At 63.5% G+C, this 12291-nt stretch carries 10 protein-coding genes and 1 pseudogene; 10 read left to right on the forward strand and 1 reads right to left on the reverse strand.

Annotated elements, in window-relative coordinates; all coding sequences use genetic code 11:
• Positions 1 to 40: 40 nt before the first annotated feature.
• From FJ417_RS27345 to FJ417_RS27390, 10 genes and pseudogenes are all read left to right on the forward strand, one after another.
• Positions 41 to 1822 carry an acetolactate synthase 3 large subunit gene (locus FJ417_RS27345; RefSeq protein ID WP_140785571.1) on the forward strand — a complete coding sequence of 594 codons (1782 nt, stop codon included), beginning with the start codon at positions 41 to 43 and terminating at the stop codon, positions 1820 to 1822.
• A gap of 83 nt (positions 1823 to 1905) precedes the next feature.
• Positions 1906 to 2481: an acetolactate synthase small subunit gene (ilvN, locus tag FJ417_RS27350; protein WP_140644219.1), complete on the forward strand. Its 576-nt coding sequence runs from the start codon at positions 1906 to 1908 to the stop codon at positions 2479 to 2481.
• A gap of 106 nt (positions 2482 to 2587) precedes the next feature.
• Positions 2588 to 3184 (forward strand): LysE family translocator, encoded by a 597-nt coding sequence (locus tag FJ417_RS27355; RefSeq protein WP_140785572.1) that lies wholly within the window; start codon positions 2588 to 2590, stop codon positions 3182 to 3184.
• Positions 3185 to 3452: 268 nt separating this feature from the next.
• Positions 3453 to 4742 (forward strand): efflux RND transporter periplasmic adaptor subunit, encoded by a 1290-nt coding sequence (locus FJ417_RS27360; RefSeq protein WP_140785573.1) that lies wholly within the window; start codon positions 3453 to 3455, stop codon positions 4740 to 4742.
• Entirely contained in the window at positions 4739 to 7894 is a 3156-nt protein-coding gene (locus FJ417_RS27365; protein WP_140785574.1) for an efflux RND transporter permease subunit, read from the forward strand. Before FJ417_RS27360 ends, FJ417_RS27365 begins: the two co-directional genes overlap by 4 nt.
• 63 nt (positions 7895 to 7957) lie before the next feature.
• Positions 7958 to 8563: a nitrile hydratase subunit alpha gene (nthA, locus tag FJ417_RS27370; RefSeq protein WP_140785575.1), complete on the forward strand. Its 606-nt coding sequence runs from the start codon at positions 7958 to 7960 to the stop codon at positions 8561 to 8563.
• Positions 8560 to 9219: a nitrile hydratase subunit beta gene (gene nthB, locus FJ417_RS27375; RefSeq protein ID WP_140785576.1), complete on the forward strand. Its 660-nt coding sequence runs from the start codon at positions 8560 to 8562 to the stop codon at positions 9217 to 9219. The genes nthA and nthB overlap by 4 nt, the downstream gene beginning before the upstream one ends.
• The gene (locus FJ417_RS27380; RefSeq protein ID WP_140785577.1) at positions 9206 to 9550 is read left to right on the forward strand and encodes a nitrile hydratase accessory protein; all 345 of its coding nucleotides are present in this window, start codon (positions 9206 to 9208) and stop codon (positions 9548 to 9550) included. The genes nthB and FJ417_RS27380 overlap by 14 nt, the downstream gene beginning before the upstream one ends.
• Positions 9551 to 9642: 92 nt before the next feature.
• A pseudogene (gene fusA / locus FJ417_RS27385) lies at positions 9643 to 10557 on the forward strand (elongation factor G); the annotation flags it as partial.
• 170 nt (positions 10558 to 10727) lie between these two features.
• Positions 10728 to 11855 (forward strand): ATP-dependent RecD-like DNA helicase, encoded by a 1128-nt coding sequence (locus tag FJ417_RS27390; protein ID WP_140655181.1) that lies wholly within the window; start codon positions 10728 to 10730, stop codon positions 11853 to 11855.
• A 12-nt stretch (positions 11856 to 11867) separates the two neighbouring features.
• Here FJ417_RS27390 and FJ417_RS27395 read toward each other — a convergent pair whose 3' ends face one another.
• Positions 11868 to 12263, reverse strand: a complete 396-nt coding sequence (locus FJ417_RS27395) for an STAS/SEC14 domain-containing protein (RefSeq protein ID WP_140785579.1) — start codon at positions 12261 to 12263, stop codon at positions 11868 to 11870.
• Positions 12264 to 12291: the final 28 nt, after the last annotated feature.

The following is a 12291-nucleotide window of genomic DNA, read 5'->3' on the forward strand; positions in this document are numbered from 1 at the left end:
CAGCAAATCGCCAGATGGCGGACAGTACGGGACCAGACCGATGAGCAACGGACAGAACGAGCGGCGCGAAATGACAGGCGCCGAAATGGTGGTGCAAGCGCTGAAGGACAACGGCGTCAAGCATGTCTTCGGCTATCCGGGCGGCGCCGTTCTCCCAATTTATGATGAAATTTTTCAACAAGACGATGTCGAGCACATCCTGGTCCGGCACGAGCAGGGTGCCGGCCATGCCGCCGAAGGCTATGCCCGTTCGACCGGCAAGGCGGGCGTCATGCTGGTGACGTCCGGTCCCGGCGCCACCAATGCGGTGACGCCGCTGCAGGACGCGCTGATGGATTCCATTCCGCTGGTCTGCCTCACCGGCCAGGTGCCGACATCGCTGATCGGCTCCGACGCGTTCCAGGAATGCGACACCGTCGGTATCACGCGGCCCTGCACCAAGCACAACTGGCTGGTGAAGGACGTCAACCAACTCGCCGCCACCATCCATGAGGCTTTCCATGTCGCGACCACCGGCCGTCCCGGCCCGGTCGTGGTCGACATTCCCAAGGACGTGCAGTTCGCCAAGGGCATTTATGTGCCGCCGCAGACGGCGCCGCGCACCAGCTATCAACCCAAGGTCCAGGGCGACCTGGAGAAGGTGAAGGCCGCCGTCGAGTTGATGGCAGCCGCCAAGAAGCCCATCATCTATTCGGGCGGCGGCGTCATCAATTCCGGTCCGGAAGCGAGCCACTTGCTGCGCGAGCTGGTCGACCTCACCGGTTTCCCGATCACCTCGACGCTGATGGGGCTCGGCGCCTATCCGGCGTCGGGCAAGAACTGGGTTGGCATGCTCGGCATGCACGGCACCTATGAAGCCAACATGGCCATGCATGACTGCGACGTGATGATCTGCATCGGCGCGCGCTTCGACGACCGCATCACCGGCCGTCTCAACGCGTTCTCGCCGAGCTCGAAGAAGATCCACATCGACATCGATCCGTCCTCGATCAACAAGAACGTTCACACCGACGTGCCGATCATCGGCGACGTCGGCCGGGTGCTGGAGGACCTGGTGCGACTGTGGCGGGCGACCGCCAAGACCGACAAGAAGGCGCTCTATCCATGGTGGGAGCAGATCGCGAAATGGCGCGCGCGGGACTCGCTCGCCTACAAGATGAACAACGACGTGATCATGCCGCAATACGCGATCCAGCGGCTCTACGAGCTGACCAAGGACAAGGACACCTACATCACCACCGAGGTCGGCCAGCACCAGATGTGGGCGGCGCAGCACTATCATTTCGACAAGCCGAACCGCTGGATGACGTCGGGCGGCCTGGGCACCATGGGTTACGGCCTGCCGGCCGCGCTCGGTGTGCAGATCGCGCATCCGGATGCGCTGGTCGTCGACATCGCCGGCGACGCCTCGGTGCAGATGACGATGCAGGAGATGAGCACGGCGGTGCAGTACAATGCGCCGATCAAGATCTTCATCCTGAACAACCAGTATATGGGCATGGTGCGGCAGTGGCAGCAGCTGCTGCACGGCAACCGGCTGTCGCATTCCTACACCGAAGCGATGCCGGACTTCGTCAAGCTGGCCGAGGCCTATGGCGGCCATGGCATACGCTGCGACAAGCCGGACGAGCTCGACGACGCGATCAAGGAGATGATCTCGGTGAAGAAGCCGGTGCTGTTCGACTGCCGCGTGGCGACCTTGGCCAACTGCTTCCCGATGATCCCGTCGGGCAAGGCGCACAACGAGATGCTCCTGCCGGGCGAGGCGACCGACGAGGCGGTGGCCAACGCCATCGACGCCAAGGGCAGGGAACTGGTGTAGGCAGCCACAAAGGCGGGGCTGTCGCGAGAAAGCCGTGCGCAAACAGAGAATTAGCTCAAAAGTCTGAAATCGAGATTCACCTTATGAACGCACAGCACCTTCAACCGACCGGCTCCGCCTATTTCATCGCCAAGGAAACCGAGAAGCCGGAAACGCATACGCTCTCCGTGCTGGTCGACAACGAGCCGGGCGTGCTTGCCCGCGTCATCGGCCTGTTTTCCGGTCGCGGCTACAACATCGAGAGCCTTACCGTTTCCGAGACCGAGCACGAACGGCATCTGTCGCGCATCACCATCGTGACGCGCGGCACGCCGCACGTGATGGAGCAGATCAAGCACCAGCTCGAACGCATCGTGCCGGTGCACAGGGTGGTCGATCTGACCGTGCGCTCGCATGAGCTTGGGCAGGAGCGGCCGCTGGAACGCGAACTCGCGCTGGTCAAGGTCGCCGGCACCGGCGACGCCCGGGTCGAGGCGCTTCGCCTTGCGGATGCTTTCCGCGCCTCGGTCATCGACGCCAACACCGAGCATTTCATCTTCGAGATCACCGGCAAGGGGTCCAAGCTCGACCAGTTCATCGCCATCATGAAGCCGCTCGGCCTGGTCGAGATCTGCCGCACCGGGGTGGCGGCGATGAACCGCGGCCCGCAGGGGATGTGAACAGGACGACCATCCTGTTTTCAGCTTTGGCCCGGCGGTTGCCTGTTTCTGGCTTTTGCGCATGTGCTAAAAAAGACAGTAAGGCTGACATATCGGGGAGGATAACATGTCGCTCGACGCATTCCTTGCCCTGCTGGTCTACGCCTTCGTGACGTCGATCACGCCGGGACCGAACAACCTCATGCTGCTCGCTTCCGGCGTCAATTTCGGCATCGCCAGGACGGTTCCGCACATGCTGGGCATCAGCATCGGCTTTCTGGTCCTGCTGCTCGCCGTCGGCTTCGGGCTCGGCGCGGTGCTGACGGCGTTTCCGGCGCTGCATACGGCGCTGAAGATCGCGGGCGCCGCCTACCTGCTCTACCTCGCCTGGAAGATCGCCATGTCGCGCTCGATAAGCGACGGAAAAGGGGCGCAGGGGCGGCCAATGCGCTTCATCGACGCCGCTGCGTTCCAGTGGGTCAACCCCAAGGCATGGGTGATGGCCATCACCGCCATGGCCGTCTACACCAATTCCGATCACCCGTTCGTCTCGGTGGCGCTGATCTCGATCGCCTTTACCATCGTCAACCTGCCCAGCGTTTCGGTGTGGGCCGGCTTTGGCACGGCGCTGCGCGGCTTCCTGTCGGATCCGGTGCGGCTGAAATGGTTCAACATTGCCATGGGCGTGCTGCTGGCGGCGACGCTGTGGCCGATGCTCCGTTAGGTGTATCGATATTCAGGTGAGGCCGGCCTGACCTGAATCTCAACACATCTAGACAGCCTTTCCGATGGGCCGCAGAGCTGCTCGCGACCTCGTTTGCCGGCTGCCTAACATTTGTGCACTGCACATTAAATCTTCGTAATCCCGCGTTTTGGCCCTTTTCCGCCAAAGCCTTGTCCTATCTATTCGGCGAAAATCGCGGCGAAGGGCCGTGAATCGAGCTAAGATGGACCACCGGGATCGGCGTGTCGGGTAGAGGGCTTATTTGTCGATGCGCGGAAAAATCGCCTTTGCAGTTGTAGCGGTCGCCTGTCTGGCGGGCGCCGGGCTCTATTTTTCGCCCACGACGTTGGCCAAGGTCCAGGAGCTCATTTCGGGCAAGCAGGCTGGCGCTGCCGCCGCGGACAAGACGGCCAGCGGTGACAAGACAGCCAGTGCATCGGATAATGCGAAAGGCGGCAGCGGGCGTTCGGCGTCGATCGTGTCGGCGACCGCGACGACCGCCGATTTCCCGATACGCCGCTATGCCATCGGCTTCGTCTCGTCGCCGGCGGTGGTCAGCATCAATGCCCGTGTTTCCAGCCAGATCGTGTCGATCGCGGTCAAGGACGGGCAGATGGTCAAGGCCGGTGATCTTCTCATCTCGCTCGACGACCGCGCGCTGAAGGCGCAACTCGCCAAGGACCAGGCGACGCTCACCAAGGACCAGGCAATGCTGGTGAGCGCCCAGGCCGACCTGCAGCGCGCCAAGGACCTCGTCGCCAAGCAGGCCGGCACGCAGCAGACCTACGATCAGGCGCTGGCGGCGCAGAAGGCCGCGGCCGCCACCATCGACGCCGACAAGGCGACCATCGATGCCGACACCGTGCAATTGAGCTACGCGACGATTACGGCGCCGATCGCGGGCCGGCTCGGCGCCGTCAACGTCTCGGTGGGCGATCTCGTCACCACCAGCAACGGCAACTCGAGCAGTTCGACGCCGCTGGTCACCATCACGCAGATAGACCCGCTGCAGGTGAACTTCACACTGCCCGAGAGCAACCTTGCCTTGTTGCACAAGGCGCTCGCCGACCCGCAGCAAGGCGACGTGACGCTGACCAAGGACGGCGATCCCACGCCGATCGGCAAGGGCACGCTCGATTTCGTCGATTCCAGCGTCGATACTGCCTCCGGCACCATCGCCACGCGGGCGAGCATACCCAATCCAGATCTTTCGCTGTGGCCCGGGCAATATGTGAACGTGGTGCTTGAGGCCGGCACGATGCCGCAGATGACCTCGGTTCCGACGGTCGCGGTGCAACCCAGCCAGAAGGGCCCGTTCGTCTATGTGGTCAAGCCGGACAACACCGTCGAGATGCGGCCGGTGCAGGTGGCGCTGACCGAGGGCCAGAACAGCGCCATCAGCGATGGTCTCAAGAGCGGCGACAAGGTCGTCGTCGAAGGCCAGACGCGATTGAAGAACGGCGCGGCGGTGCACGAAGGCAAAGCCGTGGCCGGATCCACTGATCAGGCATCGCCCAAGGTCGCGGAGGCCGACAAGGCCGGCGGGGCGAGCCAATGATCTCCGAATTCTGCATCCGCAAGCCCGTCGCCACCCTTCTGATGTCGTTCGCCCTCATTCTGGGCGGCATCTTTGCCTACAAGTTCCTGCCGGTGGCGGCGCTGCCCAGCGCCGAATTTCCGGTGGTCAACGTCTCGGCCAGCTTGCCCGGCGCCTCGCCGGAGACGATGGCGACATCGGTGGCGACGCCGCTGATCAAGCAATTCGCGACGATCGCCGGCATCGATTCGATTTCGACCACCAATTCGCTCGGCCAGACTTCGATCGCCATCCAGTTCGTGCTCAACCGCGACATCGACGCGGCGGCGGCGGACGTCCAGGCGGCGATCGCGCGCACGCAAAAATCGCTGCCGCCGGAAATGACGGCGCCGCCGAGCTATCGCAAGGTCAATCCGGCCGACGCGCCGATCCTTCTGATGTCGCTGGTCAGCGACACGGTCCCGCTGACCGATCTCGACGCCTTCGCCGAAAACGTCATTTCACCTTCTCTGTCGACCATCGACGGTGTGGCCCAGGTCTCGATTTACGGCCAGCAGAAATATGCCGTGCGCATCCAGATCGATCCGACCGCGCTGGCCGCGCGCGGCATCTCGATCGATCAGCTGCAGGCTGCGATCGCTTCGGCCAACAGCAACACGCCGCTCGGCGTCCTGCAGAACAACAAGCAGCAGCTGACCATCACCGCCAACACACAGCTCGACAACGCCGCTGGCTTCTCCAACCTGATCATCGCCACCAAGAATGGTCACCCGGTGCGGCTGGGCGAGGTGACGCGCGTCGTCGACTCGGTCGAGACCACGACGACGGCAAGCTGGTATGACGGCACGCGCGCCATCATCCTCGCGGTCCAGCGCCAGCCCGACGCCAACACCGTCGAGGTGGTCGACAAGGTCAAGGCGATGCTGCCATCCTTCCAGGACCAGATGCCGGGGGCGGCCAGCATCAAGCTGCTCAACGACCGCTCGACCTCGATCCGGCAAGCCGTCGACGACGTCCAGTTCACGCTGCTCCTGACCATCGCCTTGGTGGTGATGGTGATCTTCGTGTTCCTGCGGCGGGTGACGGCGACGATCATTCCGGCCGTGGCGGTGCCGATCTCGCTGATCGCCACGCTCGGCGCGATGTTCCTGTTCGGCTTTTCGATCGACAACATCTCGCTGATGGGCCTGACGCTTGCCGTCGGCCTTGTCGTCGACGACGCCATCGTCATGCTGGAAAACATCTTCCGCCACATGGAAGAAGACGGGCTGTCGGCCTTCGACGCCTCGCTGAAGGGCGCGCGCGAAATCGGCTTCACCATCATCTCGATCTCGATCTCGCTGGTGGCGGTGTTCATCCCGGTGCTGCTGATGGGCGGCGTCATCGGCCGCATCTTCAACGAATTCGCGGTCGTGGTGACCGTCGCCATCCTGGCCTCGATGTTCGTGTCGCTGACGCTGACGCCAATGCTCTGCTCGCGCCTGCTGTCGGTGAGCAAGGCCGATCGCGAAAAGCATGCCCCCGGTCACAAGCCGGATTTCATCACGCGCGGCTACGACCGGATCCTGGGCTTCTGCCTGCGAAACACCTTCCTGGTGTTCCTCGTCTTCGTCGCAACCGCGGCGGCCTCGGTGTGGCTGATCCAGGTTTCGCCGAAGGGCTTCTTTCCGCAGGAGGATATCAGCCAGATCTCGGTGACCACGCTTGCGCGCCAGGACATCTCCTTCGACGCCATGGTCAAGCTGCAGGGCAAGGTCGCCGATGTATTCTCCCATTCTCCCTATGTGACGCATGTCGCGTGGTCGGTGGGCGGCAGCCAAAGCGCGCTCAACCAGGGCCGGCTCTATGTGCAGCTGAAGGACAAGAGCCAGCGCCCCGACATCGAGAAGGTCCAGTCCGACCTGAGGCGGCAACTTTCGAATGTGGCTGGCATCGAAGCCTATATGCAGCCGGTGCAGAATCTCAGGCTGGGCTCACGGTCGTCGGCCAGCGCCTATCAGCTCGTGGTGCAGGGCCTGGATACCGGCCAGACCGACATCTGGGCGCAGAAGCTGGACGACGCGATGGCCGCGGACCACACGATCTTCACCGACGTCACCAGCGACCTGCAGAACAACGCATTGCAGGCCTCGCTGGTGATAGACCGCGACAAGGCCGCCCAGCTCGGCATCGATACCGACACGCTGCGTTCGGCCCTCTATGGCGGCTTCGGCACCGATCAGGTTTCGACGATCTTCGGTTCGGCCGACAGCTATGAGGTGATCACCGAGCTCGATCCCAAGATCAACTGGTCGCCGGAGCGAATGCTGGCCATCCAGATGCGGACGTCCAGCGGCAGCCTGGTGCCTCTCGGCGCCTTCGCGCATGTCGACCGCACGGCCGGCGCGCTGACGGTCAATCAGCTCGGCCAGCTTCCGGCGGTGACGGTTTCCTACAATCTGCCGCAGGGCGTGTCGCTCGGCGACACGGTGACCCGCATCGAGCAGCTCAAAGAGCAGATCGGCATGCCGAAGGAGATCTCGACGAGCTTTGCCGGTACGGCCAAGACCTTCCAGGATTCGCTTGCCAACCAGGGCTTCCTGATCGGCGGCGCGATCCTGACGATCTACATCGTGCTCGGCATGCTCTATGAGAGCTTCATCCACCCGCTTACCATCCTCACCGGCCTGCCGTCGGCGGTGCTGGGCGCGGTGGTGGCGCTGCGCTTCGCCGGCATGGACCTGTCGGTTATCGCGGTGATCGGCATCCTGATGCTGATCGGCATCGTCAAGAAGAACGGCATCATGATGGTCGACGTCGCGCTGGAGCTGAGGCGTCAAGGCATGTCGGCGAAGGAGTCCATCCACAAGGCCTGCCTGATGCGTTTCCGGCCGATCATGATGACGACGCTTGCCGCGTTGATGGGTACGTTCCCGATCGCGCTCGGCACCGGCGCCAGCGCCGAGCTGCGCCAGCCGCTCGGCGTCGCGGTGGTCGGCGGCCTGCTCGCCTCGCAGGCGCTGACGCTGTTCGTCACGCCGGTGATCTACGTCTATTTCGAGAATTTCTCCGGCTGGCTGCTCGGCTTCTTCTCGAAGAAGAGCAGGCCGGCGCTGCATGTGGTGGAAAGCGGCGAGCAAGCCTCGCTGTTCGATACCAACGACGATATCCCGCAAAAGACCGCTGCCGAGTAGGCGGCGGCTCTGGCCCAAGCCGTCATGCTTGCGGCGCGGTGTGGGCAATCGTAACCTCGTGACATGGCCCACGATCATGACCACGACAACGAGCTCGATCCGTTCGCGGCGCGCGTGCGCGCGCTTGAGACGATTTTGACGCAAAAGGGCCTGATCGATCCCGCGGCCATCGACGTCATCGTCGACACCTATGAGACCAAGATCGGTCCGCGCAACGGTGCGCGGGTGGTGGCAAAGGCCTGGAGCGATCCGGCTTACGCCGATTGGCTGAAGCGCGACGCGACCGCGGCGATCGGATCGCTCTCCTATACCGGCCGCCAGGGCGAGCACATGCAGGCCGTATTCAACACCGATGAGACGCATAACCTCGTCGTCTGCACGCTCTGCTCCTGCTATCCGTGGTCGGTGCTCGGCCTGCCGCCGGTCTGGTACAAGGCGCCGCCCTACCGTTCGCGGGCGGTGATCGATCCGCGCGGCGTGCTTGAGGAGTTCGGGCTGACGCTGCCGGCGGAGATGAAGATCCGTGTCTGGGATTCGACGGCCGAGCTTCGCTACCTCGTGGTGCCGATTCGGCCCAAGGACACGGAAGGCTGGAGCGAGGAACAGCTCGCCGGGCTGGTAAGCCGCGATGCGATGATCGGCACGGCGGTCGCGAAGGAACCCGCATGAACGGGCCGCAGGATCTTGGCGGGCAGATGGGGTTCGGACCGGTCGCGCCCGAGACGGACGAGCCTTATTTCCACGCCGCATGGGAAAGGCGGGCGCTCGGCGTCACGCTCACCGCAGGCGGCATGGGGGCCTGGAACATCGACGAGAGCCGGCATGCGCGGGAATCGCTGCATCCCGCCGATTATTATTCGTCGAGCTACTACCAGATCTGGATCAAGGCGCTGGAGGCGCTGCTGAAGCGCCATGGCTTCGTCAGCGAGCGCGACCTTGCCGCCGGCAAGGCGGTCGATGCCGCCGCGACGCCGAAAAGAGTGCTGAAGGCGGCGGACGTGCCGGCGGTACTCGCCAAGGGCGGGCCATGCGACCGGCCGATTGCCACGCCGGCTCGGTTCCAGGCGGGCGACCAGGTGCGGACGAAGAATTTCAACCCGACCGGCCATACGCGCCTCCCACGTTATGCGCGCGGCAAAAGCGGGACGATCGATGCCGTTCGCGGCGGCTTCGTCTTCCCCGACAGCAATGCGCATGGCAAGGGCGAGAACCCGCAATGGGTCTACACGGTGGTGTTCGAGGGGCCGGAGATCTGGGGCGAGGGCGCCGATCCGACGCTCAGCGTTTCGATCGACGCCTGGGAGAGCTATCTTGAGCCGGCATGACGGCGCATTGCCTGCGGGCTTCGACGAGCCGGTCTTTGCCGAGCCGTGGCAGGCTGAAGCCTTCGCGCTGACTGTCGCGCTGCACGGAAAAGGCCTGTTTTCGTGGAGCGAGTGGGCGGAGGCCTTGTCCGCCGAGGTGAAGCAGCCGGGCGCGGCAAGGGACGGCCACGATTATTACGAGCATTGGCTGGCGGCGCTGGAGAAGCTTTTGTCCAGGAAGGGTGTCGCCCGCAAGGGCGAGGTCGATGAACTCGCCGCCGCGTGGGAGCGCGCCGCCCATGCGACGCCGCACGGCAAGCCGATCCTGCTGGAGAATGATCCGGGGCTCTGATCGCGACTTGCCAGCCACTGGGACAAGTTTAGGCTTCTGTTATCTCAGTCTGGATTTCGGCCCGATATTCGGTTGCAAATATCGGAGCAGCCTGCAACCGTGCGGTCACTATGGAAAAACCTGCCGCACCATGGCCGTTGCTGCAAATCGTGATCGAGCCAAAGTCCACGGCCGACGAGCAGAAGCTTCGCGCTGCCTTGTCGACACTGTCGGAGGAGCAGCCTGACTTTGAAGTGAAATGGGACGAGGAAGCTGGCCAGACGATCATGGCCGCGATGACCGAACTCGACCTCGACGTCATCGTCCATCGCCTGCTCACTGAGTTCGAAGTCGCGTTCAAGGTCTGGGCTCCGCAGGTGGCCTATCGTGAGACGATTACCTACGCCCGCGAGCAAGACTACACGCATAAGAAGCAGTTCGGCGGCCAAGGACAGTTCGCCCGCGTCAAGATCCTGTTCGAGCCGAACGGGCACAGTCCGGAATTCGCATTCTCGTCGAAGGTTCCTGGTGGCGCGGTTGCGGACGAATATGCCACCGCAGTCGAAAAAGGGGTGCGCAGCATCCTGGTCTCAGGTCCCTTCGCCGGGTTTCCGATGATCGGAGTCAAGGCGTCGTTGGTTGATGGGGCTTCTCACGATACCGACTCTTCGGCCTTGGCCTTCGAGGTCGCCGGCCGCGCCTGCTTCAAGGAAGCCCTGCCCAAACTTGGCGTGCAACTGCTCGAACCGATCATGAAGGTCAAGGTGGTGACGCCGGAAATCTACGTCATCAGCGTTATCGGCGACCTGCACGGCCGCCGCGGTCTGGTCAAGAGTCGGATAAGCCGCGGCGAAGCCATCGTCGTCAACGCGATGGTGCCGCTGGCCACCATGTTCAAGTACTTCGACAACCTGCGCTCGATGAGCCGGGACCGCGCGACCTACACGATGCAGTTCGACCACTACGCGCCCGTTCCGACGGCTGACCGTGATCCACCCCCGCCCCCGGCAGTGGCTGCCTACGGCTGACTTGCACTCGCTGGACTGGGTTGCGCCCACGGCATTGGCCTTTTGTTCTCTTTACGTTCTTATTTACGGCTGATAGCCTGGGTTGTCGGAAGCGTGAGCGCCCGCAGCCGACAACGGTCGATATGGCGGCCAACCTTGTCTTTCGCTTGCGAATCCGGTCTGTCGCACTGATGGAATTTTCTCCCCAGCAGGATGAGGCTCTGAAGGCGGTCGGGCGCTGGCTCAAAGAGGGCCGGCCGCAGGTCTTTCGGCTGTTCGGCTATGCCGGCACCGGCAAGACGACGCTGGCGCGCTATTTCGCCGAGCATGTCGACGGGCAGGTGCAGTTCGCCGCCTTCACGGGTAAGGCGGCGCAGGTGCTGCGTTCCAAGGGCGCGACCAACGCCCGCACCATCCATTCGCTGATCTATAGGCCGAAGGGTGAGGAATCGGTCGAAGACGAGGTGACCGGCAAGACATCGATGTCGCCGACCTTTTCGCTCAACCGGCAAAGCCCGATTTCGCGCGCCAAGCTCGTCGTCATCGACGAATGCTCGATGGTCGACGAGCAGCTCGGCCGCGACCTGCAGAGTTTTGGCACGCCGATCCTGGTGCTGGGCGATCCGGCGCAGCTGCCGCCGATCTCGGGCGGCGGCTTCTTCACCGAACACGAACCGGACGTGCTGTTGACCGAGATCCACCGCCAGGCGCGCGACAATCCCATCATCCGGCTGGCGCTCGACGTGCGCGAGGGCCGGGAATTCATGCATGGCGACTACGGCACGGCGCAGGTGATCGGCAGGGAAGGCGTCAACCAGGAGCTGGTGCTCAAGGCCGACCAGGTGCTGGTCGGGACCAACCGAACGCGCCGGCGCTACAATCAAAGGCTGCGCGAGTTGAAGGGATTCAACGCGGACTTCCCGCAGGCGGGCGACAAGCTGGTCTGCCTGCGCAACGATCCGGCCAAGGGGCTGCTCAATGGTTCGCTGTGGAAGGTGATGACCTCGTCGCGCGAGACGGTGAAGCCCGGCATCAACCTTCTGGTCTCGCCGGAAGAGGACGATCCCGACCGCGGCGTTGCCAAGATCAAGCTGCTCAAGGCGGCGTTCGAGGACCCGGATGCCGAGATTCCCTGGCAGCAGAAGAAGCGCTTCGACGATTTCGACTATGGCTATGCGCTGACCGTGCACAAGGCGCAGGGCTCGCAGTGGAACGATGTCGTGCTGTTCGACGAGAGCTGGGCCTTCAAGGAGACCCGGCAGCGCTGGCTCTATACCGCCATCACCCGCGCCGCCGAGCGGCTGACGGTGGTGCGCTGACGTCCGCGAATATCATGTCGGCCTTGCACCAAGCCACTGCCAGGCGGCTTCCTCATCGTCGACATCGAAGCGCCTGAATTCGAAGGACAGCGCCTTGGGGAAAATGCCCGTGACGAGAGAAGCCCAGCTCGGCTCGCCGATGGCCGCGCAGCGCACGACATGTTGCATTGCGTCGGCTACGCCCTGGCGAAGCGTGTCCTGCGAGATATTGGCCCAGTCCACGCTTTCCTCGTCGGTCAGCCTGACCAGCACGTCGATCCTCGGATGCAGCGCGTAGGCGGCCTCCAGCAGGCCGAACAGATTTTCCGCATCGGCCGGCGAGACATCGCCGACGACGTCAATGGCGAAAAGCGCGTCGCGGTTGGTTTCGATGCGGCGGATCGCCGGCACGGCCTCGAGGAAATTCACTGGCAAATCCTTGTGTTAGCCTCCATCT

Source organism: Mesorhizobium sp. B3-1-7 (genome assembly GCF_006439385.1).
Classification (GTDB): domain Bacteria; phylum Pseudomonadota; class Alphaproteobacteria; order Rhizobiales; family Rhizobiaceae; genus Mesorhizobium.